Annotated in this window: 26 protein-coding genes; 22 read left to right on the forward strand and 4 right to left on the reverse strand. The window is 67.8% G+C overall.

Features of this window, described 5'->3' with window-relative positions; translation table 11 throughout:
• Positions 1-34: 34 nt before the first annotated feature.
• Positions 35-766, reverse strand: a complete 732-nt coding sequence (locus AC23D6_RS04710) for a 16S rRNA (uracil(1498)-N(3))-methyltransferase (protein WP_487751664.1) — start codon at positions 764-766, stop codon at positions 35-37.
• Positions 757-2,157 carry an adenosylmethionine--8-amino-7-oxononanoate transaminase gene (gene bioA / locus AC23D6_RS04715; protein ID WP_487751665.1) on the reverse strand — a complete coding sequence of 467 codons (1,401 nt, stop codon included), beginning with the start codon at positions 2,155-2,157 and terminating at the stop codon, positions 757-759. The genes AC23D6_RS04710 and bioA overlap by 10 nt, the downstream gene beginning before the upstream one ends.
• Before the next feature lie 74 nt (positions 2,158-2,231).
• Between bioA and nudE the strand changes: the two genes are divergently transcribed.
• From nudE to AC23D6_RS04740, 5 genes are all read left to right on the forward strand, one after another.
• Positions 2,232-2,780, forward strand: coding sequence for an ADP compounds hydrolase NudE (gene nudE / locus AC23D6_RS04720; protein WP_487751666.1), 549 nt, complete (start codon positions 2,232-2,234; stop codon positions 2,778-2,780).
• A complete protein-coding gene (gene cysQ / locus AC23D6_RS04725) occupies positions 2,777-3,613 on the forward strand; it encodes a 3'(2'),5'-bisphosphate nucleotidase CysQ (RefSeq protein ID WP_487751667.1) in 837 nt (278 codons plus the stop codon). Before nudE ends, cysQ begins: the two co-directional genes overlap by 4 nt.
• Entirely contained in the window at positions 3,597-4,409 is an 813-nt protein-coding gene (gene mazG, locus AC23D6_RS04730; protein WP_487751668.1) for a nucleoside triphosphate pyrophosphohydrolase, read from the forward strand. The genes cysQ and mazG overlap by 17 nt, the downstream gene beginning before the upstream one ends.
• A gap of 82 nt (positions 4,410-4,491) precedes the next feature.
• On the forward strand, positions 4,492-4,815 hold the full coding sequence (locus tag AC23D6_RS04735; RefSeq protein WP_487751669.1) for a YnfA family protein: 324 nt from the start codon (positions 4,492-4,494) through the stop codon (positions 4,813-4,815).
• A 16-nt stretch (positions 4,816-4,831) separates the two neighbouring features.
• Entirely contained in the window at positions 4,832-5,134 is a 303-nt protein-coding gene (locus AC23D6_RS04740; RefSeq protein WP_487751670.1) for an Mpo1-like protein, read from the forward strand.
• A gap of 77 nt (positions 5,135-5,211) precedes the next feature.
• Here AC23D6_RS04740 and AC23D6_RS04745 read toward each other — a convergent pair whose 3' ends face one another.
• Positions 5,212-5,550, reverse strand: coding sequence for a DMT family protein (locus tag AC23D6_RS04745; RefSeq protein ID WP_487751671.1), 339 nt, complete (start codon positions 5,548-5,550; stop codon positions 5,212-5,214).
• A gap of 128 nt (positions 5,551-5,678) precedes the next feature.
• Between AC23D6_RS04745 and AC23D6_RS04750 the strand changes: the two genes are divergently transcribed.
• From AC23D6_RS04750 to AC23D6_RS04790, 9 genes are all read left to right on the forward strand, one after another.
• Positions 5,679-6,380: a response regulator transcription factor gene (locus AC23D6_RS04750; RefSeq protein ID WP_056879702.1), complete on the forward strand. Its 702-nt coding sequence runs from the start codon at positions 5,679-5,681 to the stop codon at positions 6,378-6,380.
• A 51-nt stretch (positions 6,381-6,431) separates the two neighbouring features.
• Entirely contained in the window at positions 6,432-7,703 is a 1,272-nt protein-coding gene (locus AC23D6_RS04755; RefSeq protein WP_487751672.1) for a sensor histidine kinase, read from the forward strand.
• A gap of 96 nt (positions 7,704-7,799) precedes the next feature.
• Positions 7,800-9,335, forward strand: a complete 1,536-nt coding sequence (locus AC23D6_RS04760; protein WP_487751673.1) for an efflux RND transporter periplasmic adaptor subunit — start codon at positions 7,800-7,802, stop codon at positions 9,333-9,335.
• A 2-nt stretch (positions 9,336-9,337) separates the two neighbouring features.
• On the forward strand, positions 9,338-10,063 hold the full coding sequence (locus AC23D6_RS04765; RefSeq protein WP_487751674.1) for an ABC transporter ATP-binding protein: 726 nt from the start codon (positions 9,338-9,340) through the stop codon (positions 10,061-10,063).
• On the forward strand, positions 10,060-11,301 hold the full coding sequence (locus AC23D6_RS04770) for an ABC transporter permease (RefSeq protein ID WP_487751675.1): 1,242 nt from the start codon (positions 10,060-10,062) through the stop codon (positions 11,299-11,301). Before AC23D6_RS04765 ends, AC23D6_RS04770 begins: the two co-directional genes overlap by 4 nt.
• A 46-nt stretch (positions 11,302-11,347) precedes the next feature.
• A complete protein-coding gene (locus tag AC23D6_RS04775) occupies positions 11,348-12,304 on the forward strand; it encodes an isoaspartyl peptidase/L-asparaginase family protein (protein WP_487751676.1) in 957 nt (318 codons plus the stop codon).
• Positions 12,305-12,991 carry an RNA polymerase sigma factor gene (locus AC23D6_RS04780; RefSeq protein ID WP_487751677.1) on the forward strand — a complete coding sequence of 229 codons (687 nt, stop codon included), beginning with the start codon at positions 12,305-12,307 and terminating at the stop codon, positions 12,989-12,991.
• Positions 12,988-13,365 carry a VOC family protein gene (locus AC23D6_RS04785; protein WP_487751678.1) on the forward strand — a complete coding sequence of 126 codons (378 nt, stop codon included), beginning with the start codon at positions 12,988-12,990 and terminating at the stop codon, positions 13,363-13,365. Before AC23D6_RS04780 ends, AC23D6_RS04785 begins: the two co-directional genes overlap by 4 nt.
• A gap of 205 nt (positions 13,366-13,570) precedes the next feature.
• Positions 13,571-14,944, forward strand: coding sequence for a S8 family peptidase (locus tag AC23D6_RS04790; protein WP_487751679.1), 1,374 nt, complete (start codon positions 13,571-13,573; stop codon positions 14,942-14,944).
• Positions 14,945-15,005: 61 nt separating this feature from the next.
• Here AC23D6_RS04790 and AC23D6_RS04795 read toward each other — a convergent pair whose 3' ends face one another.
• Positions 15,006-15,737: an SGNH/GDSL hydrolase family protein gene (locus AC23D6_RS04795; RefSeq protein ID WP_487752572.1), complete on the reverse strand. Its 732-nt coding sequence runs from the start codon at positions 15,735-15,737 to the stop codon at positions 15,006-15,008.
• 225 nt (positions 15,738-15,962) lie between these two features.
• Here AC23D6_RS04795 and AC23D6_RS04800 point away from each other — a divergent pair, with 225 nt between their 5' ends.
• From AC23D6_RS04800 to AC23D6_RS04835, 8 genes are all read left to right on the forward strand, one after another.
• Entirely contained in the window at positions 15,963-16,343 is a 381-nt protein-coding gene (locus AC23D6_RS04800; RefSeq protein ID WP_487751680.1) for a diacylglycerol kinase, read from the forward strand.
• A gap of 29 nt (positions 16,344-16,372) precedes the next feature.
• Positions 16,373-17,107 carry a TerC family protein gene (locus AC23D6_RS04805; RefSeq protein ID WP_487751681.1) on the forward strand — a complete coding sequence of 245 codons (735 nt, stop codon included), beginning with the start codon at positions 16,373-16,375 and terminating at the stop codon, positions 17,105-17,107.
• A gap of 158 nt (positions 17,108-17,265) precedes the next feature.
• Positions 17,266-17,907, forward strand: coding sequence for a LemA family protein (locus tag AC23D6_RS04810; protein ID WP_487751682.1), 642 nt, complete (start codon positions 17,266-17,268; stop codon positions 17,905-17,907).
• A gap of 18 nt (positions 17,908-17,925) precedes the next feature.
• Complete coding sequence (locus AC23D6_RS04815) at positions 17,926-18,819, forward strand: TPM domain-containing protein (protein ID WP_487751683.1); 894 nt, start codon at positions 17,926-17,928, stop codon at positions 18,817-18,819.
• Positions 18,819-19,310: a TPM domain-containing protein gene (locus AC23D6_RS04820; RefSeq protein ID WP_487751684.1), complete on the forward strand. Its 492-nt coding sequence runs from the start codon at positions 18,819-18,821 to the stop codon at positions 19,308-19,310. Before AC23D6_RS04815 ends, AC23D6_RS04820 begins: the two co-directional genes overlap by 1 nt.
• Before the next feature lie 151 nt (positions 19,311-19,461).
• On the forward strand, positions 19,462-20,346 hold the full coding sequence (gene lgt, locus AC23D6_RS04825; protein WP_487751685.1) for a prolipoprotein diacylglyceryl transferase: 885 nt from the start codon (positions 19,462-19,464) through the stop codon (positions 20,344-20,346).
• On the forward strand, positions 20,343-21,137 hold the full coding sequence (locus AC23D6_RS04830; protein ID WP_487751686.1) for a thymidylate synthase: 795 nt from the start codon (positions 20,343-20,345) through the stop codon (positions 21,135-21,137). Before lgt ends, AC23D6_RS04830 begins: the two co-directional genes overlap by 4 nt.
• Positions 21,137-21,715 carry a hypothetical protein gene (locus AC23D6_RS04835; protein WP_487751687.1) on the forward strand — a complete coding sequence of 193 codons (579 nt, stop codon included), beginning with the start codon at positions 21,137-21,139 and terminating at the stop codon, positions 21,713-21,715. The genes AC23D6_RS04830 and AC23D6_RS04835 overlap by 1 nt, the downstream gene beginning before the upstream one ends.

Consider the following 21,715-nt stretch of genomic DNA (forward strand, 5'->3'; position numbering starts at 1 on the left):
CGTGGGCCTTGGCCCACGCTCATGCACAATCGATCTACAGATCGCCGAAGCGCGATTGCAGCGCCGCGATGGCCGCCAGTCCTGCAGTTTCCGTACGCAGGATGCGCGGTCCCAGGCGCAGTCCGGTGAACCCGGCCGCCGACAGGATCTCGCGATCGCGCGGCGACCAGCCGCCCTCCGGACCGATCGCCACCACCACCGCACCCGTCGTGACCTGCACGGTCGCCAGCGACACGTCGCCGTTCGGATCGAGGGTCAGGCGTATCGCATCGTCGGCGATGCCCCGTGCGGCCTCGTTGAGCGGGGTGGGTGCGGACAACGCCGGCAGGCGCGCGCGACCGCTCTGTTCGCAGGCGGAGGCGATGACGCTGCGCCAGTGCGCCACGCGTTTTTCCGCGCGCTCGGCATCCAGCTTCACCTCGGTGCGTTCGGCCATGACCGGCATGATCGCGGCGACGCCCAGTTCGGTCGCCTTCTGCAGGATCAGGTCCATCTTCTCGCCGCGCGCGACACCCTGCAGCAGCGTCACGCGCAGGGGGGACTCATTGTCCACCGCGCGCGAGGCCTGCAGTTCGACCACCACCTCGCGCTTGCCGATCGACGCGATGCGGCCGTCATGATCCTGACCGTCGCCGTTGAACAACACACAGGGATCGCCTTCGCGCAGCCGCAGCACGCGGGCCAGGTGGTTGGCCGTCACCTCGGGCAGGACGACGTGCGCACCCGCCTGCAGCGGCAGCGCCACGTAACAGCGGGTCAGGCGCATGCGGTGGCTTCCTCGATGGCATGGCGGGTGACGTCGGCCAGATACTGCAGGTCGTCGGCATCCACGCAGTAAGGCGGCATCCAGTACAGCACGTCGCCCAGCGGGCGCAGCACCACGCCGCGTGCCAGCGCGGCGCGATAGGCCTTCAAGCCCACGCGCGCCGTGGCAGGGAAGGGCGTGGCCTTGTCGCCGTCGCGCGTGAGTTCGAAGGCCAGCATCATCCCGGCCTGGCGCACGTCGGCGACATGGCGGTGCGCGGCCAGCGGCTCGGCCAGCGCAGCCATCGCGCGTGCGGTGGCGCGGTTGCGGGCCAGGATGTCGTCGTCGCGGAAGATGTCCAGCGACGCCAACGCGGCCGCACACGCCAGCGGATTGCCGGTATAGCTGTGCGAGTGCAGGAACGCGCGCTCGCGCGAGTCATCCAGGAAGCCGTCGAAGAGTGCCTGCGTGGCGAGCACCGCCGCCAGCGGCATGAAGCCACCGGTCAGGCCTTTGGACAGGCACATCAGGTCGGGCATCACGCCGCTTTGCTCGCTGGCGAACAGCGTGCCGGTGCGGCCGAATCCTACGGCGATCTCGTCGGCGATGAGAAACGCACCACTCGCATCGCAGAGTTCGCGCACCCGCGACAGGTAGTCCGGATGATGCATGCGCATGCCGCCCGCGCATTGCACGCGCGGTTCGACGATGACCGCGCAGATCTCGCCGGGGTGCTGGTCCAGCAGGGTCGCCAACGCATCCGCCGCGCGCGCCGCGCACTCGGCGGGCGACTCGCCGTCGCGCGCCAGGTAGGCGTCGGGCGAGGGCGCGAACAGGGCTTCGGCCAGCAGCGGCGCGTAGACCCGCCGGTACAGCGGAATGTCGCCCACGGCCAGCGCGCCCAGGGTTTCGCCGTGGTAGCCGTTCTCCAGCGCGATGAACTTCGTGCGCCGGTGTTCGCCGCGGTTGTGGAACCAGTGGAAGGCCATCTTCAGCGCCACTTCCACACCGGCCGAGCCGTTGTCGGCGTAGAAGACCTTGGCCAGCGGCGCACGGTCGGGCTGTCGGGGCGCGAGCGCCAGCAGCCGTTCCGCCAACGACACCGCCGGCGCATGGGTGAAACCGGCCAGCATCACCTGTTCCAGCGCGCCGGCCTGGGCGGCAATCGCGGCGCCGATACGGGGTTCCGCATGGCCGAACAGGTTGGTCCACCAACTGCTGACCGCGTCCAGGTAGCGGGTCCCGTCATGGCCGACCAGCCAGGCGCCTTCGCCGCGCGCGATCGGGACCAGCGGCAAGGTGTGCGGATGCTCACGCATCTGGGTGCAGGGGTGCCACACCACCGACAGGTCGCGGGCACGCCAGTCGTCCGCCTCTGTTAGCATGCTGGCTTGATGATCCGTTTGTCGCATCCCCCCATGATATCGGCCCTCGCCCCCTGCCGTCGCCGCGCATCGCGCGCCTGGCGTGGATGCCGTTCCCGCGCATGAGCCGCCTGCCGATCATCCACGGGATCACCCAGCGCACCGACGGGCCGGACCGGCACGTGGAAGAGCTGGACCTGGAGTTCAGCAACGGCGAGCGGCGGCGGTACCACCGGCTGCGTTCGCAGGGCCACGGCGCCGTGGTCGTGGTGCCGATGCGCGACGACGACACGGTGCTGCTCGTGCGCGAATACGCCGCCGGCATGCACCGCTACGAGCTGGGCCTGGTGAAGGGCCGCATCGACGCGGGCGAAACGCCGGCGCAGGCCGCCGACCGCGAACTCAAGGAAGAAGCCGGTTTCGGCGCGCGCCGGCTCGACGTGCTGCGCAGCCTGACGCTGGCGCCCACCTACATGAGCCACCAGTCCTGGCTGGTGGTGGCAAGAGACCTGTACCCCGAGCGCCTGCCGGGGGATGAACCCGAGGAGTTGGAAGTAGTGCCCTGGAAGTTGCAAGACCTCGACCAGCTGATGCTGCGCGAGGATTTTTCGGAAGGCCGTTCGCTTGCGGCGTTGTTCATTGCCCGCGAATGGTTGAAAAGCCCGGCATGACGCGCATGACCGCAGACCTGCACGAAGCCGTCATCGTCATCGCCCGCGAAGCGGGCCAGGCCATCATGGCCGTGTACGAAGGCGCCTTCGACGTCCAGCAGAAGACCGACGACAGCCCGCTCACCGCCGCCGACATGGCCGCGCATCGCGTCATCACCGACGGCCTGCGCCGGCTGACGCCGCAATGGCCGGTGCTGTCGGAAGAAGCCTCGGACATCCCGTGGGCCGAACGCAGCCAATGGCCAACGTACTGGCTGGTGGATCCGCTGGACGGCACCCGCGAGTTCATCAAGCGCAATGGCGAGTTCACGGTGAACATCGCGCTGATCGAACAGAACGAGCCTATCTTCGGCGTAGTCCACGCGCCGGTGACCGGCGAAACGTGGCACGCGCGCCAGGGCCGCAACGCCTACCGCCGCGTGGGCGACGTGGACGCGCAGATCCGCACGCGTGCGCCGGCGACGGGCGCGCTGAGGGTGGCAGCCAGCCGCTCGCACCGCGATGCGCGCACGCAGGCCTTCCTCGATGCGATGGGCGGGATCGAAGAAATATCGCTGGGCTCGTCGCTGAAGTTCTGCCGCATCGCCGAAGGCACGCTCGACGTCTACCCGCGCTTCGGGCCGACCAGCGAGTGGGACACCGCTGCGGCGCAATGCGTGCTGGAAGCCGCCGGCGGCGCGCTGCTGGCGCCGGATGGCCGCGCCTTCCGCTACAACCGCCGGGAGACGCTGCTCAACGGCGATTTCGTCGCGATGGGCGACATGACGCTGCCCTGGCGCACCTGGCTGGCGCAGGCGCTCGGGGACGAACATGGACATGTCCGCAGCGCCTGAGGGCATCGCGCGGCTGCTGGCCATCATGGCCCGGCTGCGCAACCCCGATGGCGGCTGCCCGTGGGACCTCGAGCAGGACTTTTCGACGATCGCGCCGTACACGATCGAGGAAGCCTACGAAGTCGCCGACGCGATCGACCGCGGCGATCTGCACGCGCTGAAGGACGAGCTGGGCGACCTGCTGCTACAGGTCGTCTTCCATGCGCAGATGGCGAAGGAGCAGGGCGCGTTCGCGTTCGACGATGTGGTGGACGCCATCTGCGACAAGATGGTGCGTCGGCATCCTCATGTCTTCGGCGACGCCTCCTTCGCCGATGCCGAGGCGCAGACCGTCAACTGGGAAGCGATCAAGGCCGCCGAGCGCAAGGCCGCCGGCGAAGAAGACGCGTCCGCGCTGGCGGGCGTCTCGCGCGGGCTGCCGGAGTGGCAGCGCGCGGTGAAGCTGCAGTCACGCGCGGCGCGCGTGGGCTTCGACTGGCCCGATACCGCGCCGGTGATCGACAAGCTGCACGAGGAAATCGACGAGGTCCGCGTCGAGCTCGCCGCAACCCCTTCGCCGGAGCGCGATGCGCGGCTGGAGGACGAGATCGGCGACTTGCTGTTTGTCGCCGCCAACCTCGCGCGCCACGCGAAGGTGGACGTGGGTAGCGCGCTGCGCCGGGCCAATCTGAAGTTCGAACGCCGCTTCCGCGCGATGGAAGCGCTCGCGGCCGCCGAAGGCACCACGATGTCCGCATTGGAGCTGGAGGCGCAGGAAGCGCTGTGGGCGCGGGTGAAGCGGAACGAATCTCCGTAGAGCGGCGCGTGCTTTGCTCCGCGGGCGGTATTTCTCTCTTGGATGGTAGACGCAGCGGAGCGAGCTCCGCTCTACTGTGGACATGAAGACCCTGCTGCTCTTCCTTGTCACCGCGCTGGCCGAGATCGTCGGCTGCTATCTCCCCTACCTGTGGCTGCGCAAGGGCGGCAGCGCCTGGTCGCTGCTCCCGGCCGCGGCCAGCCTGGCCCTGTTCGCCTGGCTGCTGACGCTGCACCCCGCGGCCTCCGGCCGCGTGTATGCGGCTTACGGCGGGGTGTATGTCTGCATGGCGATCGCGTGGCTGTGGGCCGTGGACGCGGTGAAACCCACCCGCTGGGACGTGCTGGGCGCCGGCTTGTGCCTGGCCGGCATGGCGGTGATCATGTTCTCGCCACGCGCCGCCTGACCCTGTGGGAGGGGACATGAGCCGCTTCGCCAGCTTCCGCGAGTTCTATCCGTTCTACCTCAACGAGCACAGCAACCGCACCTCGCGCCGACTGCACTTCATCGGCAGCTGCGGCGTGCTGGCGCTGCTGGCGTGGGCCATCGTCGACCGCAACGCCTGGTGGCTGCTGGCCGCGCTGTTCTGCGGCTATGGCTTCGCCTGGGTCGGCCATTTCTTCTTCGAGAAAAACCGGCCTGCCACCTTCAAGCATCCGTTCTATTCCTTCGCCGGCGACTGGGTGATGTTCAAGGACATCCTGATCGGGAAGATCCGGTTCTAGGAGTGAGTGGATAGGAGTGAGAAGCAAGGAAAAGCAGGGCTCTGCTCACTCCTCACTCCTCTCACCTCATTCCTGCTTCATTCGTAGAACATCAGGAACGCCGCGCCCACGATCAGGGCGAAGGCGGCGTAGTGGTTCCACTTCAGCGGCTGGCCCAGGTACCAGGTGCTGAAGCCGGCGAACACCAGCAGGGTCAGGATCTCCTGGATGGTCTTCAGCTGGACCACCGAGTACACGGCACTGCCCATCCGGTTGGCCGGCACCATCAGGGTGTATTCGAAGAACGCGATGCCCCAGCTGGCCAGGATCGCGACGAACAGCGGGGCGGACTTGTACTTCAGGTGCCCGTACCAGGCAAAGGTCATGAAGACATTCGAGGCGAGCAGTAGGAAGAGGGGCAGGACGCGTTCGATCATGGCGGAAGGGTCGGGGAGGGATGGCGAAGCCTAATCCCAACTGCGGGCTGAATGCAGCCGCGGTCTTCACATGGCGTCTACCGGTGTCCGGGTAGTTTCACAAACCTGAAGCCTTCAAAGGAGCCGTCATGCGACACAGTCAGGAAACTGCGGGTCTCGTCCTGGTGGTGGAAGACAACCGCAACATCTCCGAGATGATCGGGGAGTACCTGGAAGGGCGCGGTTTCGAGGTCGACTACGCCACCGATGGCCTGGACGGTTACCGCCTGGCCGTGGAAAACAGCTACGACGTGCTGGTGCTGGACCTGATGCTGCCGCGCCTGGACGGCATGGAAGTCTGCAAGCGCCTGCGCAACGAAGCGCGCAAGTCCACGCCGGTCCTGATGCTGACGGCGCGCGACACCCTGGACGACAAGCTGACCGGCCTGAGCTCCGGCGCCGACGACTACCTCACCAAGCCCTTCGCGATCCAGGAACTGGAGGCGCGCCTGCGCGCCCTGATCCGCCGCGAGCGCCGTCAGGTCGGTGCGGAGGTGTTGAAGGTCGCCGACCTGGTGCTGGACCCGGTGAGCATGCGCGCCACCCGCGGCGGCACCGAACTGATGCTCTCGCCGATCGGCCTGCGCTTGCTGACGATCCTGATGCGCGAATCGCCGCGCGTGGTCACGCGCCAGGAAATCGAACGCGAGATCTGGGGCAACGGGTTGCCGGATTCGGACACCCTGCGCAGCCACCTGTACAACCTGCGCAAGGTGATCGACAAGCCGTTCGACAAGCCGCTGCTGCACACCGTGCAGAGCGCGGGCTACCGCATCGCCGATATCGGCTGAGCCCCGGCGTCGGCGCGCGGCATACTCCGCCTTTTGCCCGACGACACGCCGATGCGTCACGGACTGCCCCGCAAGCTCAGGATCGCCTTCATCCTGCAGGCCGTCATGGTCAGCCTGGCCATCGTGCTGGGCGTGTACCTGATCTCCGCGGTGATCAAGCACAGCCTGATGAACACCGCGCTGCAGGAAGAGGCCACGCACTTCTGGGAGCTGTACAGCGCGTCGACCGCGCAGCCGCCGCCGAACACCCACAATTTGCGCGGCTATCTGGTGTTGAAGGGGCACTCGAACCTGGTGCTGCCGGAAAACCTGCGCGAGCTGAAGCCCGGCTTCCACGAACTCAAGGCCGATGACCTGCTGGTGCTGGTCGACGAGCAGCCGGCCGGCCGGCTCTACCTGGTGTTCCTGCGCTCGCAGGCCGAGCGCCTGGCGTTCTACTTCGGCACCGTACCGATCATCATGACGCTGGTGGCCATCTACCTGGTGTCGTGGCTGACGTACCGGGCCTCCAAACGGCTGGTGTCGCCGGTCAGCTGGCTGGCGCGGCAGGTGGCCGAGTGGGATCCGCGGCGCCCCGACGTCAGCGGCCTGGCGCCGGACCGCCTTCCCAACGACGTGCAGGGCGAAGCCCGCCAACTGGCCTCGGCCTTGCACGGCCTAGCTCAGCGCGTCACCGCCCACATCGCGCGCGAGCGCGACTTCACCCGCGACGCCAGCCATGAGCTGCGCACGCCGCTGACGGTCATCCGCGTGGCCACCGACATGGGTATGGCCGAGGACTCGCCGCCGCGCGTGGCCCGGGCATTGCAGCGCATCCAGCGCGCCGGCCGCGACATGGAGGCGGTGATCGACGCCTTCCTCATCCTCGCCCGCGAGGCCGAGGTGGAACCGCAGAGCGAGGATTTCGACGTGGCGGACATCGTCATGGACGAAGCGGAGAACGCGCGCACCCTGTTGCTCAACAAGCCGGTCGACCTGGAAGTGACCCTGCATGCCCGCCCGCGCCTGCATGCGCCGCCGCGGGTGTTCCAGGTGGTGGTCAGCAACCTGCTGCGCAACGCCTGCACGTATACCGACCGCGGCAGGATCGACGTGATCCTGGAGCCGGACCGCGTGGTCGTGCGGGATACCGGCATCGGCATGTCGGCCGAATCGATGGTCCGGGTCTTCGAGCCTTTCTACCGCGCCGATCCCAACCGGCCCCATGGCAGCGGCCTGGGCCTGTCCATCGTCAGCCGCCTGTGCGACCGCTTCGGCTGGAAGATCGAGCTCGACAGCGAGCTTGGACGCGGCACCACCGCGACGATCCGCTTCGTTCCGTAATCTATACGGGAACTGACCGGTGGCCGGGGCTGTCAACGCCGCGGCTCCCCGCGCGTTCCCGTCCCCGATTCCCCACTCTCCGAGCCGACTCACCGCATGAGCCAGCCTGCACGTTCCTCCCTCCGCAAGAAGTCCATCGTCCCCAACGTGCTGCTCGGCATCGCCGTGGTCGCCCTCCTCGGCGGCGGCGCCTGGTGGTGGACGTCCCGTAAGGGCGAGTCCGCGGAGAGTGCCTATCGCACCGCCACCATCGAGCGCGGCGACATCCGCGTGGCCATTTCGGCCACCGGCACGCTGAGCGCGATCTCCACCGTGACCGTCGGCAGCCAGATTTCCGGCCAGGTGACCGACGTGATGGTCGACTACAACAGCGAGGTCAAGAAGGGCGAAGTGCTCGCGCGCATCGACCCCAGCACCTACGAGGCGCAGATCGCGCAGGGCAACGCGCAGATCGCCAACGCCCAGGCCAACCTCAGGCAGGCGCAGGCCACGCTGGCCAACGCCGAACTCGATTACACCCGCAAGGCGGACCTGGGCAAGCAGAAGCTGGTCGCACAGAGCGATGTGGACTTGGCGCGAGCGGCGCGCGACCAGGCGCGCGCGCAGGTCAACGCGGCGCAGGCCTCGATCCGCCAGCAGACTGCCTCCACCCAGACTACGCGCGTCAATCTGGACCGCACCGTGATCCGCTCGCCGGTGGACGGCGTGGTGCTCACGCGCACGATCGAGCCGGGCCAGACCGTGGCCGCCAGCCTGCAGGCGCCGGAGCTGTTCACCATCGCCGAGGACCTCTCGAAGATGAAGATCGAACTGGCCGTCGACGAAGCCGACATCGGCCAGGTCAAGGTGGGGCAGGCGGTGTCCTTCACCGTCGATGCCTTTGCCGATCGCCAGTTCCGGGGCGAGGTGCAGCAGGTGCGCCTGTCCGCGACCACCACCAACAACGTGGTGACCTATCCGGTCGTGGTCAGCGTGGACAACACCGACGGCACGCTGTTGCCGGGCCTGACCGTCAACGCCGAGATCGAGGTCAGCAAGCGCGACAACATCCTCAAGGTCTCCAATGCCGCACTGCGCTACAAGCCGACCGGCGAGGAGGCCAACGGGGCGCCCGCTGGGCAGGCGCCGCCCGGCGGCCAGAGCCGTGGCGGCGGCATCAGCGATGACCTCGTGCGCGTGGCCGGTGGCCTGCAGTTGAAGCCCGAGCAGCAGGCCGCCTTCGATGCCGCGCTTGCCGCGCTGCGCGAACGCCAGGCCGCGCGCATGGCGCAGGCGCAGCAGCAGGGCGGTTCCCGCATGTTCGGTGGCGGTCCTGGTGGCGGTCCGCGCATGGTGACGGCCGGCGCCGGCGGCGGCGCCATGCAGGCGCAGATCCGCCAGCGCATGGCCGAGCGCATGCAGCAGGACTTCGCCCCGTTCCGCGCCACCCTGGACGATATGCAGAAGCAGCGTTGGGACGGTGAACTGCGCACCCTGCTCGGCGCCAAGCGCGCGCCGATCTACAAGCTCGTCGACGGCAAGCCGGAGATGGCGCAGGTGCGCATCGGCGCCAGCGACGGCACCAGCACCGAGGTCTCCGGCGCGGTGAAAGAAGGCGACGTCGTGGTCGTGGGCGAGCGCGCGAAGGAATGAGCATGCCGTCCGCACCTACCGGCGAACGCGTGCCGGTCATCCAGACGCACGCGCTGGGCAAGGTCTATTCCGCGGGCACCGAGGCGGAAGTGGTCGCGCTCAAGGGCGTGGACATGCGCGTGGACCGTGGCGATTTCGTCGCCATCATGGGGCCGTCGGGCTCCGGCAAGTCGACGCTGATGAACCTGATCGGCTGCCTGGACACGCCCAGCGACGGCCGCTATCTGTGCGACGGCATCGATGTGGCGACGCTGGATGCCGAGCAACTGGCGATCCTGCGGCGCGAAAAGATCGGCTTCGTCTTCCAGGGCTTCCACTTGCTGCCGCGCATGACCGCGCTGGAGAACGTGGCGATGCCGCTGGGCTATGCGCAGGTGCCGCCCGGCGAACGTACCGAGCGTGCGCGCCAGGCCCTCGCCGCGGTCGGCCTGGCGGAGCGTGCCGGGCATCGCCCGAACGAACTGTCCGGCGGCCAGCAGCAGCGCGTGGCCATCGCGCGCGCGCTGATCAACCAGCCGCCCATCCTGCTCGCCGACGAACCGACCGGCGCGCTCGACAGCAAGACGGGCGAGGAGATCCTGGCCCTGTTCAAGCGCCTGCGCGATGACGGACATACGGTCATCCTGATCACCCACGACGCCGAAGTCGCCGCGCACGCCGACCGCATCCTGGTGATGCGCGACGGAGAGCTGCACGAAGACCTCGAGCACGCCGGAGGCCGCCCATGAAATTTTCCGACATCCTGCGCACCGCGCTGCATGCGCTGCGCGGCAACTGGATGCGCAGCGCGCTGACTTCGCTGGGTGTGATCATCGGCATCGCCGCCGTCATCGTGATGGTGTCGGTCGGGCAGGGCACGCAGGCCGAGATCGACAAGCTCGTGTCGGGCTTGGGCTCGCAGCGGCTGGACATCAGCCCGGGCGCCGGCCGTGGGCCCGGTGGCGGTGGCGTGCGGATGAGCTCGAGCAGCTTCTTCACCCTCAACGAGGGCGACGTCGATGCGATCCGCAACGAGATCCCCGAAGTGCAGTACGTCGCCGGCGCGTTGCGCGGCAACACCCAGGTCGTGTTCGCCGAGAACAATGCGTCGACCAGCTGGCAGGGCGTGCAGGCGGATTTCTTCGACATCAACAGCTGGGTGATCGCCAACGGCGAGGGCTTCGACGCGCAGGATTACTCCAGCGCCGGCAAGGTGGTGATCCTCGGCGAGACCGTGCGCCGCACGCTGTTCGGCGAAGACAGCGGCGTGGGCCAGACCGTGCGCCTGGGCCGCGTCCCCTTCACCGTGGTGGCCACGCTGGCGCCGAAAGGCCAGGGCGGCTTCGGCCAGGACCAGGACGACGTGATCATGGTGCCGCTGGAAACCGCGCGTCGCCGGTTGATGGGCTCGATGGGCCTGCCCCCCGGGGCCGTGATGCAGGTGGCGCTGACCGTCGCGGATGCGAAGGATCTGAGCTACGTGCAGGGTGAGGTGGAAGCCCTGCTGCGCCAACGGCACAAGATCAATCCGGGCGAAGAGGACGACTTCAACGTCCGCAACATCTCGGAGATCGTCGCCACGCGCACCGCTACGACGAAGCTGATGTCGCTGCTGCTCGGCGCGGTGGCCACCATCTCGTTGATCGTCGGCGGCATCGGCATCATGAACATCATGCTGGTGTCGGTAACCGAGCGCATCCGCGAAATCGGCCTGCGCATGGCCGTGGGTGCCGGACCCAGCGACGTGCGACGGCAATTCCTCGCCGAGGCCATGCTGCTGTCGTTGGGTGGCGGCGTGCTGGGCATCGTGATCGGCGTGGTCGGCGCGCTGCTGGTCGGCAAGTTCAGCGAATTGCCGGTGGCGTTGAACGGGCAGGTGATCGGCCTGGCGGCCGGCTTCTCGATCGCAACGGGTTTGTTCTTCGGCTACTACCCCGCGCGCAAGGCCTCGCAGCTCGACCCGATCGAGGCGCTCCGTTCGCAGTAGCGCGGAGTATGCTGGCGCCGTCGGGTCATGCAGACCGGAGGGCGCCATGAGTACGCATTCCCCGCGCAGGCCGCTCGCGCTGGCCATCCACGGCGGGGCGGGTGTGATCGACATGGCGACGCTGGGCGATGCCACCGCCGAGCGCATCCATGCCGAGCTGGACCGCGCCCTGGACGCGGGCCACAGTGTGCTCGCCTCGGGCGGCAGCGCGCTGGATGCGGTGGAGGCATCGGTGTGCGTGCTGGAGGATTCGCCCTACTTCAATGCGGGGCGCGGCGCGGTGTTCACCGCCGACGGCCGCCACGAACTCGATGCCTCGATCATGGACGGCCAGCACCGGCGTGCCGGCGCGGTCGCCGGCGTGTCCAGCGTACGCAATCCGGTGCGACTCGCGCGCCGCGTGCTGGAGGATTCGCCGCATGTGTTCCTGGTCGGCGCCGGCGCCGAGCAGTTCGCCGACCTGCATCCGGAAATCGAGCGCGTGCCGAACGACTGGTTCTCCACCGAGCCGCGCCGGTTGCAACTGGTCGAGGCTCAGCGGCTCGAGCAGCAGACCTGGCAGGCCAATCCGGACCTGCGCGGGCGCTACTTCGGCACGGTGGGTGCGGTCGCGCTGGATAGCCGCGGACACCTCGCTGCGGCGACATCGACGGGTGGGATGACGAACAAGCGCTGGGGGCGCGTGGGCGACTCGCCCCTGATCGGTGCAGGCACGTGGGCCGATGCGCGCTGCGCGGTGTCCTGTACGGGTTGGGGGGAGTACTACATCCGGAACGTGGTGGCCCACGACATCGCGGCGCGCGTGGCCTACCGTGGCGACCGGCTGCGCGACGCCGCCGAGGACGTGGTGCTGGGCGAGGTCCCCGCGCATGGCGGTGACGGGGGCGTGATCGCGCTGGACCGCGACGGTAACGTGGTGCTGGTGCTCAGTACGCGCGGGATGTACCGCGGGTGGATCCGCCCCGACGGCAGTCGCGGCACCGCCATCCATCGGGACGACTGAGTGACGGACGGCGTGGGGCAGGAAGCGCTGACGCTGGCGGCCTATCGCCAGTTGCGCGCGCAGGCGCTGCGCTTGTGCCGGCGCGTGGAAGACGCCGAAGATCTTGTGCAGGAGACCCTGCTGGCCGCGTGCGTGGCCGGCCGCCATGACCTGCCGTGGCTATCGGGGGTGTTGCGGCGTCAGGCGGCGTTCGCGGCGCGCGGCAGCGTGCGAAGGCGACGTCGCGAGACCGAAGTGGCGCTGCAGGGCGAAGACCCTGTCGATGCCACGCCCGCGCCGTCGGAACATGGTGCGCCGCAGGCCTGGCTCGCCACGCTGCCGCCCTCGGCGCGCCGCGTTGCCTTGCTCGCCCTGCACGGCCTGTCGGCGGACGAGATCCGCTGGATCCTGCGGATCCAGCCCACGGCGTTCCGCCAGCGGCTGACCACGGTCCGGCGCGCCGTGGCTGCGCAGTCTCCCCAGGTGCGCGCCGAAAGCCTGGCCTTGGCTTACCTGCGCGATCCGGCACGGGCTGTCGATCTGCAGTTCGGCCTGGTGCGGCGGGCGCTGAAGGCTGCCATGCGGGTCGGCGAGGGCCTGGGTACGCACGATCCCGATGGCCACTTGGTCCTGATCGATGCGCGCGCTCACACATCGCGGCCTCGCGGCAACGAAGAGAAGGGAATCACACAGGAGGAACTCCCATGATCAGCAATTGCAAGGTGGGTGCCATCGTCTTTTTCGTCTCTGACCTGGCCCGGTCGGTCGCCTTTTACCGCGACACGCTCGGCCTGCCCGTGCAGGTCGTGGAGGGCCACGATGGTCCGTTCGCCGTCGGTGATGTGGGCGACCTGAGCCTGGTGTTCATCCCGCGCGAGGCGCGCGCGGGCGAATCGCCGGTGGTCGTTTTCAGTCTGGATGGCGGCATCGACGACCATGCCGTAGCGCTGGCGGAGAAGGGGGTGGAGATCGTGGTGCCGGTGAGCGAATCGCCGGACGGTGGGCTGTCGCTGGATTTCCTCGATCCGGACGGCAACGTGCTCAGTCTTCACCAACCGGAAGGCGCGCCGCGCAGGCGCTGATCCCTTCAAATGACGTGACGCATCGCAGCGGCATCAGGCGCTGCGATGCGAGTCGTTCTCATGGCTACCGGTGCCATCGCAGGTATTTTTTTCGCACAGCGAAAGTGTGAGTCAAATTGGATATCTAGAACCGAAATTACAAGCTAGATTCGATCCACCGCGCCGTTCGGCGCGGCAACCACAACACTCGGAGTCGGATCGGTTTATGAAGAAGAATCGCATGGCGGTATGGGTGGGATTGACGCTTGTGGCGATGGGGGCGGCACAGGCGGCCAGCGCGGGCGGCAGGCCCGACCTGGTGATCAAGGGACTGAAGGAAGGCAAGCCCCACGCCAGCGGTGAGTTGTTGGTGAAGTACCGCGACGGTGCCGTCGCCGCCGATCGTGACGCCGTCGCGCACGGCCTGGGCGCGCAGAAGCTGGAAACGGTGCGCCGTGGCAACGGCCGCAGTGGCGAGATCGCGCTGCTGAAGCTGCCGGGCAACGTCGACCTGTCTGCTGCCGTGCAGGCGCTGAGCGCCGATCCGGCCGTGGAGTACGCCGAGCCGAACTGGACCTACCAGCACAACGCGGTCTCCAACGACACCTATTCCACCAACGGTTCGTTGTGGGGCATGTACGGCGATGCGGGCACGCCCACGAACGTGTACGGCTCGCAGGCATCCGAAGCGTGGGCCGCGGGCCACACCAGCTGCGGCAACGTCGTGGTCGGCGTGATCGACGAAGGCATCTACTACACCCACGAAGACCTGGCGGCGAACATCTGGACCAATCCGTACGATCCGGTCGATGGCGTGGACAACGACGGCAACGGCTACGTCGACGACGTGCGCGGCTGGGATTTCGACGGCAACACCAACAACATCAACTCCGCTGGCGCCAACGACGACCACGGCACGCACGTGGCCGGCACCATCGCCGGCGTGGGCGGCAACGGCAAGGGCGTGGCGGGCGTGTGCTGGAGCGGCGTGAAGCTGATCAGTGGCAAGTTCCTCGGTCGTCGCGGCGGCAGCACGGCCAATGCCGTCAAGGCGCTGGACTACTTCACCGACCTCAAGACCCGCCATGGCCTGAACCTGGTGGCGACGAACAACTCGTGGGGCGGCGGCGGCTATTCGCAGGCGTTGAGCGATGCCATCGACCGCGCGGGCCAGGCCGAGATCCTGACGATCGTCGCCGCCGGCAACGACAGCGTGAACTGCGAGGGCAATACGTCGGGCGCGTGCTATCCGGCGTCGTACCCGAACGCGAGCATCATCTCGGTGGCCGCTCTCCGTTCGACCGGCGCGCTCGTCTACAACTACGGCGCGACCACTGTGGACCTGGGCGCACCGGGCTACGGCATCTGGTCGACGGTGCCCACCTCGTCCAAGGGCCAACTGGTGTCGGGCTATGCCAGCTACAACGGCACGTCGATGGCGACGCCGCACGTGACCGGCGCCGCTGCCCTCTATGCGTCCACGCGTCCGGGCGTGACGGCGGCGCAGATCAAGGCGGCCATCCTCGGGGCCACCGTGCCGACGCCGTCGCTGCAGGGCAAGACGGTGACGGGCGGACGCCTCAACGTCAGCGGCTTCTGACGCCAGCGGATGCTGCAACGAAGAAGCCCGGCATCGCCGGGCTTCTTTTTTGCGCGAGCACCTACTTGACGTAGGGCGCGATCACGCCTCGCCAGATGACGTAGCCGGCGCGGTTCATATGCAGGCGGTCCTCGATGAACAGGCTTTCGTCCGGCTGGCCCGTCGCATCCAGCATGGGGGTGAAGATATCGATGTAGTCCACCCCCAGATGCTTCGCTTCGGCCTGGATCAATGCGTTCGCCTCCCGCTGCACGGACAGCAGCTGCGCGCGCGAGGGACTCGGCTTGTTGCTGATGTAGCCGATCCTGGTTGTCGGCAGGTCGCGGCGCACGCGTTCCACGAAGGCGATGAAATCCGCGCGCAGCTGCTGCGGTGTGCGCCCGGCATTGAGGTCGTTGTCGCCCGCGTAGATCAGGATCTGGCGCGGTGCGTACGGCACGATGATGCGATCGGCGTACCACGTGCTGTCGCGCAGCTCGGAGCCGCCGAAGCCGCGGTTGATCACGGGCACGCCGGGGAAATCCTGCGCCAGCGTGTCCCAGAAGCGGATCGACGAGCTGCCGATGAACAGCACGCCGCCGCGCGGCGGAGGCGACTGCGCGTCGGCGGCCTCGAAGCGCTGCATGTCGGCTTCCCAGGCCGGATTCGAGACCTGCTCGGGAATGCGCGGAGCGCTTCTGGCCGGCGCGGAGGGCGCGGCGGTGGCCGGGGTCGTGGTCGCTGGAACGCCGGCGCAGGCGGCCAGCAGGGTGGCCAGCGCGGCGGTGAACAGGGGCAGGCGAACGGTATTCAGGAAAGGCACGACGGGAAGGCTCCTTCGGTTCGGGCGGGCCCTAGTGGAGCAGCCGTCCCGGGGCGATGCAAACCACGCGGGCCCGTCCCGGCGGCGCCTTGTGGCAAAATCGCCACCTTGGCGCGGTGACTGCGCCGGCTCCACCCGACATGTCCCTTCGCTGGATCCGGCCTCGGCCCGACCGGCCAGGGCCGATGCGGGGCCACTTCCGCCTCCACCCGCCCCATGGCAGACGAAACCGGACATCTCCCGCGCGGCCCCGGCCGCATCCTGAAAGCCACCGTGTGGTCCCTGCAGGGATTGCGCGCGGCCTGGATGCATGAATCGTCGTTCCGGCTGGAGGTCTATCTCCTCCTCGTCATGGCGCCGCTGGCAGTGTGGCTGGGGCAGACCGGTCTGGAACGCGCGGTGATGATCGGCAGCTGCCTGCTGGTGCTCGCGGCGGAACTGCTGAACTCGGCGGTGGAGGCGGTGATCGAACGCTACGGGCCGGAGCACCACGAACTGGCCGGCCGGGCCAAGGACATGGGCTCCGCCGCCGTGTTCGTGCTGATGATGAACGTGTTGCTGTGCTGGGCACTGATCCTCGCGCCGCGCTACCTGTGAACTTTTGATCTGAACCTAGGTACCCCCCGATGATGGAATTGCTTACCGATCCGCAGGTGTGGATCACGCTGATCACGCTGAGTGCGATCGAGATCGTGCTGGGCATCGACAACCTGGTCTTCATCTCGATCGCGGTCAGCAAGCTGCCGCCGCACCAGCGCGAAGTGGCGCGCAAGTTCGGCATCGCGGTAGCCTGCATCACCCGCATCCTCCTGCTGCTGACGTTGGCGTGGCTGGCCGGTCTCACCGCCGACCTGTTCACCCTCTTCGGCCAGGGCATCTCGGTGCGCGACCTGGTGCTGATCCTGGGTGGCGTGTTCCTGCTGGTGAAGGGCACCAAGGAAATCCTGGAACTGGTGAAGGGCGAGCCCGACTCGGAAGACGTGCACACGCGTCCGGCGGTTTCGTTCGCTGGCGTGATCGCGCAGATCGCGGTGATCGACATCGTGTTCTCGCTGGACTCGGTGATCGCGGCCGTCGGCATGGCCAACCACACGCCGGTGATGGTCGCGGCCATCCTGCTGGCGGTGGCGGTGATGCTGCTCGCGGCGCGCCCGCTGGGCCAGTTCATCGACAACAACCCCACGATCAAGATGCTGGCGCTGGCGTTCATCGTCGCGGTCGGTGCCTACCTGCTGCTCGATGGCTTCGAACTGCACATCGAGAAGGGTTACCTGTACGGCGCGATGGGCTTCTCTGCGGTGGTCGAATGCCTCAATCTGTGGGCGAAGAAGCGCGCCAACCAGCGCATGGTGCGCGAGTAACCCAAGCATTCGCTGCGGCTGTGCGAAGGGCTCCCGCGGGAGCCCTTCTTTTTTCACGGAAGCCTAACGCACGCGCCCCGTGCGTGATGCCGCGCATGCTTGCGCCATCCTGGGCAAGGTGCTGCAATCGCGGTCGTCCATCCAGGGAGTGTCGTGCCATGCGCCAGGTGTCGCGTCTGTGGTTGCTCGTCGTGCTGGTCGCGCTGTTGTCCGGTTGCGGCTACAACACCATCCAGCAGAAGGACGAAGCGGTGAAGGCCGGCTGGTCCGAAGTGCTCAACCAGTACAAGCGCCGCGCCGACCTGATCCCCAACCTGGTCAAGACCGTGCAGGGCTACGCGCAGCAGGAGCGCCAGGTTCTGACCGACGTGACCAACGCGCGCGCGCGGGTGGGGCAGATCCAGGTCAATGCGGACGATGCGGCCTCGCTTGCGCAGTTCCAGCAGGCGCAGACGGAACTGGGTAGCGCGCTGTCGCGGCTGCTGGTCGTCACCGAGAACTATCCGAATCTGAAGTCCGACCAGTCCTTCCGCGACCTGCAGGCGCAACTCGAAGGCACCGAGAACCGCATCACCGTCGCGCGTGGCCGCTATATCCAGGCGGTGCAGGACTACAACACCTATATCCGCCAGTTCCCGCAGGTGATCACCGCCAAGCTCACCGGGGCCAAGGAAAAGCCGAACTTCACCGTCGAGAACGAAGCTGCGATTTCCGAGGCCCCGGCCGTGGACTTCGGCACGCCGCCGCCGGCCGCACCGCAGGCGCCCACCCCGCCACCACCTCCGTCGCCGGGCAACTGAGCCACGTCCATCGCCCCCATGCTGCGCGCGCTGGCGTTGTGCCTGCTGTTAATGGCGGCGCCCGCCTGGGCGCAGTCGCTGGCCGCCATCCCGCCATTGGATTCGCCGGTGGTCGACACCACCGGCACGCTCGATGCCGCGCAGAAGCAGCAGCTCGAACAGCAGGCACTGGCGTTGCAGCAGCGCAAGGGTAGCCAGTTGCAGGTGCTCATCGTGCCCAGCACGCAGCCCGAGGATATCTTCGACTACACCCAGCGCGCGTTCGACCAGTGGAAGCTGGGCCGCAAGGGCGTGGATGATGCGGTCATCCTCCTGGTCGCGAAAGACGACCGACGGGTGCGCATCCATACCGGCTACGGGCTGGAAGGCGCGATTCCCGACGCGGTCGCCAACCGGGTCATCCAGGAATACCTGGTGCCCAAGTTCCGCGCTGGCGACTTCGCCGGCGGCATCACCGACGCCACCGGCGTGCTGGTGAAACTGATCGACGGCGAAGCGCTGCCGGCTCCCGTCAGCACGCACCGCGGCAGTCCGGGCGGCGGGCGCGGCGGCGACTGGTTCTTTGCCTTGTTCGCCGCCTTCATCGTGGCGACCATCGTGCGCGGCATGTTCGGTCGCGCGCCGGCCGGGCTGCGTGGCCTGTTCACTGGCGGTGCCGCCGCCGGCGTCGCGCTGCTGCTTTCTTCGCTCATTCCTGCCGGCATCGCCGGTGTCTTCGGCCTGCTTTACGGCCTGGCTTCGGTATCGACGCGCGGTGGCTATGCGCGGCATCGCGACTGGGGCGGCTGGGGCGGCGGTGACGGTGGCTGGGGAGGCGGTGGGTTCGGTGGTGGCGGAGGCGGCTTCGGTGGGGGCGGCTGGGGCGGTGGGGGTGGCATGTCCGGAGGCGGTGGCGCCTCGGGGAGCTGGTGATGCGCCTGTTCCGCCATCTGTTCGCGCGGTCCGCCCGCCGGCTGTTCCCGGAAGACAGCCTGCACCGCATCACCGACGCGATCGCGGCCGGCGAGCGCCTGCATCGCGGCGAAGTGATGTTCGCGGTGGAATCCAACCTGCCGCCCAGCGCCGTGATGTCCGGCGTGGAGCCGCGCGAGCGCGCGCACGAGGTGTTCGTCCGCCTGCGCACCTGGGACACCGAGGCCAACAACGGCGTGCTGATCTACCTGCTGCTGGCGGACCACCGCATCGAAATCGTCGCGGACCGCGGCCTGGCCGGACGAGTCAGTGACGCGCAGTGGCGCGAGGTCTGCCAACGGATCGAGACGGGCATGCGCGAGGGCCGGGCCGAGCAGGCCGTCCTGGATGGCATCGCGGCGGCCTCGGCATTGCTGGCCCAGCATTTTCCGCAGCAGGCGGGCCACGCCGATGAGGACGAACTGCCCAACCGGCCGCACCTGCTGGATTGATCTCGAGCCCGTAGAGCGGAGCTTGCTACGCTGACGTGATGCCCGGATGCTCCCTCAGCCGAGCAAGCTCGGCGCTACGCGGTCGGCCAGTCATCCACGCACGGGCGGGGTGGGGCAAAATAGCCGCTCCCCACCGGCATTGCCGAGGCGCATGATCTACCTTCATCAGATCGACCCGATCATCTTTTCGCTGGGACCGGTCAAGCTGCACTGGTACGGCCTGATGTACCTGCTGGCTTTCGTCGTGGCCTGGTGGCTCGGGCGCATGCGCGCCGCGCAGGGACGCCTGCCGGGCGTCAATGCCGACGCGTTCTCGGACCTGATGTTCTACGCGATGCTTGGCGTCGTGCTGGGCGGGCGCATCGGTTACGTCCTGTTCTATGGCTTCGGCACCTTCCTCGACAACCCATTGTCGATCTTCAAGGTGTGGGAAGGCGGGATGAGCTTCCATGGCGGCCTGCTCGGCGTGATGGCCGCGGCGTTGTGGTGGTCGCGCAAGCATCGCCTGCACTTCTTCGACACGATGGACTTCGTTGCGCCGCTGGCCGCGCCGGGACTGGGCTTCGGCCGCCTCGGCAACTTCATCGGCGCGGAGCTGTGGGGCAAGTACACGCAGGCGGATTGGGGCGTGATCTTCCCGACCGATCCCGCGTTGCGCGGACTGGACGCCGCCCAGTTGCAGGCGCAGTACGCGACCGGCGCGCTGGATCAGTTCGCGCGCCATCCCTCGCAGCTTTACCAAGCGTTCCTCGAAGGCCTGGTGATGTTCGTCGTGCTGTGGACGGTCTCGCGCAAGCCGCGTCCGCGCTACCTCATCTCGGGCCTGTTCGCGCTGATGTACGGCGTGTTCCGCTTCCTGATGGAATTCGTCCGCGTGCCGGACGAGGGCCACTACGTCGCGTGGGACTGGTTGACCAAGGGCCAGATCCTCAGCGTGCCGCTGGTGCTGCTGGGCCTCTACCTGTTGTGGCTATCGCGTCGCGCGCCGACATTGCAGCCCGTCGTTCCCCCACCGGCCGCCGGAGACAAGACATGAAGCAGTACCTGGATCTGCTGCGCCACGTGCTGGAGCAGGGCGCCGAGAAGGCCGACCGTACCGGCACCGGCACGCGCAGCGTGTTCGGCTGGCAGATGCGCTTCGACCTCAATGAAGGCTTCCCGCTCGTCACCACCAAGAAGTTGCACCTGCGCTCGATCATCCACGAGCTGCTGTGGTTCCTGAAGGGCGAAACCAACATCGCCTACCTCAAGGACAACAAGGTCAGCATCTGGGACGAGTGGGCGGACGAAAACGGCGAACTCGGCCCGGTCTACGGCAAGCAGTGGCGCAGCTGGGAAGGCGCGGACGGCAAGACCGTCGACCAGATGCAGTGGCTGGTCGATGAGATCAAGCGCAACCCGGATTCGCGCCGCCTGGTGATCAGCGCCTGGAACGTGGCCGAGTTGCCGAAGATGGCGCTGATGCCGTGCCATTCGCTGTTCCAGTTCTACGTGGTCGACGGCAAGCTCAGCTGCCAGCTTTACCAGCGCAGCGGCGACATCTTCCTCGGCGTGCCGTTTAACATCGCCAGCTACGCGCTGCTGACCCACATGGTCGCGCAGGCGACGGGCCTCGGCGTGGGCGACTTCGTGCATACGCTGGGCGATGCGCACCTGTACTCGAACCACTACGAACAGGCTCGCGAACAGTTGTCACGCGCGCCGCGCGCGTTGCCGACGCTGCACCTCAATCCCGACGTCACGGACCTGTTCGCCTTCACCTTCGACGATATCGAGATCCATGGCTACGACCCGCACCCGGCGATCAAGGCGCCGGTGGCGGTGTGATGCGCGCATTGCTTGCATGCCTGCTGCTGTGGTCGCTCTGCGTCGGCGTCATGGCGACTCCCTTGGAGGCGCAATCGCTGGAAGAGGCGGAGCGCGCCTACGACCAGTGGTTCGAGAAGTATGTTCTCATCGAATACCAGGAAGCGTTCGTGAGCAAGACCCGCCGCGATGGTTGGGGCGAGGCTTTGAAATTGCTGGGGAGCGAGGACGAGGTGCGGGCATGCAATGGGCTGGAGGCGGGGATCGACCGGTACGTCGATGGAGATGTCCGCGCCGCGATGGTGGAAGCGCGCCAGGATCCGCGCACGCGCGCGGCGTTCGTACCGATGCTCGCTGGTGTGTTCAGCGTTAGGGAATTGCAGGCGATCAGCGCGGTGGCGCCGACGGAGCGTGGTCCTGGTACGGTAATGGGACTGTTGGATCAACACGCGACATTCGGTGACAAGGTGATGGAGGCCATGGCGGCGTCGCCCCTCGGTCCTCAGCAGCACTCCCGGATACTGAGTCGCTTGATGCCTGGCTGGAAGCAACTCGAGTCGCTCGCGCGAGCCTGTGCAAGGGATCGTAAGCGTGGATGA

It is taken from the genome of Pseudoxanthomonas sp. G3 (assembly GCF_057654715.1).

Bases quoted from the DNA above. Each gene is read 5' to 3' on its own strand.
- AC23D6_RS04710 (WP_487751664.1), bottom strand. From the start codon at position 766: ATGCGCCTGACCCGCTGTTACGTGGCGCTGCCGCTGCAGGCGGGTGCG.
- bioA (WP_487751665.1), bottom strand. From the start codon at position 2,157: ATGCGACAAACGGATCATCAAGCCAGCATGCTAACAGAGGCGGACGAC.
- nudE (WP_487751666.1), top strand. From the start codon at position 2,232: ATGAGCCGCCTGCCGATCATCCACGGGATCACCCAGCGCACCGACGGG.
- cysQ (WP_487751667.1), top strand. From the start codon at position 2,777: ATGACGCGCATGACCGCAGACCTGCACGAAGCCGTCATCGTCATCGCC.
- mazG (WP_487751668.1), top strand. From the start codon at position 3,597: ATGTCCGCAGCGCCTGAGGGCATCGCGCGGCTGCTGGCCATCATGGCC.
- AC23D6_RS04735 (WP_487751669.1), top strand. From the start codon at position 4,492: ATGAAGACCCTGCTGCTCTTCCTTGTCACCGCGCTGGCCGAGATCGTC.
- AC23D6_RS04740 (WP_487751670.1), top strand. From the start codon at position 4,832: ATGAGCCGCTTCGCCAGCTTCCGCGAGTTCTATCCGTTCTACCTCAAC.
- AC23D6_RS04745 (WP_487751671.1), bottom strand. From the start codon at position 5,550: ATGATCGAACGCGTCCTGCCCCTCTTCCTACTGCTCGCCTCGAATGTC.
- AC23D6_RS04750 (WP_056879702.1), top strand. From the start codon at position 5,679: ATGCGACACAGTCAGGAAACTGCGGGTCTCGTCCTGGTGGTGGAAGAC.
- AC23D6_RS04755 (WP_487751672.1), top strand. From the start codon at position 6,432: ATGCGTCACGGACTGCCCCGCAAGCTCAGGATCGCCTTCATCCTGCAG.
- AC23D6_RS04760 (WP_487751673.1), top strand. From the start codon at position 7,800: ATGAGCCAGCCTGCACGTTCCTCCCTCCGCAAGAAGTCCATCGTCCCC.
- AC23D6_RS04765 (WP_487751674.1), top strand. From the start codon at position 9,338: ATGCCGTCCGCACCTACCGGCGAACGCGTGCCGGTCATCCAGACGCAC.
- AC23D6_RS04770 (WP_487751675.1), top strand. From the start codon at position 10,060: ATGAAATTTTCCGACATCCTGCGCACCGCGCTGCATGCGCTGCGCGGC.
- AC23D6_RS04775 (WP_487751676.1), top strand. From the start codon at position 11,348: ATGAGTACGCATTCCCCGCGCAGGCCGCTCGCGCTGGCCATCCACGGC.
- AC23D6_RS04785 (WP_487751678.1), top strand. From the start codon at position 12,988: ATGATCAGCAATTGCAAGGTGGGTGCCATCGTCTTTTTCGTCTCTGAC.
- AC23D6_RS04790 (WP_487751679.1), top strand. From the start codon at position 13,571: ATGAAGAAGAATCGCATGGCGGTATGGGTGGGATTGACGCTTGTGGCG.
- AC23D6_RS04800 (WP_487751680.1), top strand. From the start codon at position 15,963: ATGGCAGACGAAACCGGACATCTCCCGCGCGGCCCCGGCCGCATCCTG.
- AC23D6_RS04805 (WP_487751681.1), top strand. From the start codon at position 16,373: ATGATGGAATTGCTTACCGATCCGCAGGTGTGGATCACGCTGATCACG.
- AC23D6_RS04810 (WP_487751682.1), top strand. From the start codon at position 17,266: ATGCGCCAGGTGTCGCGTCTGTGGTTGCTCGTCGTGCTGGTCGCGCTG.
- AC23D6_RS04815 (WP_487751683.1), top strand. From the start codon at position 17,926: ATGCTGCGCGCGCTGGCGTTGTGCCTGCTGTTAATGGCGGCGCCCGCC.
- AC23D6_RS04820 (WP_487751684.1), top strand. From the start codon at position 18,819: ATGCGCCTGTTCCGCCATCTGTTCGCGCGGTCCGCCCGCCGGCTGTTC.
- lgt (WP_487751685.1), top strand. From the start codon at position 19,462: ATGATCTACCTTCATCAGATCGACCCGATCATCTTTTCGCTGGGACCG.
- AC23D6_RS04830 (WP_487751686.1), top strand. From the start codon at position 20,343: ATGAAGCAGTACCTGGATCTGCTGCGCCACGTGCTGGAGCAGGGCGCC.
- AC23D6_RS04835 (WP_487751687.1), top strand. From the start codon at position 21,137: ATGCGCGCATTGCTTGCATGCCTGCTGCTGTGGTCGCTCTGCGTCGGC.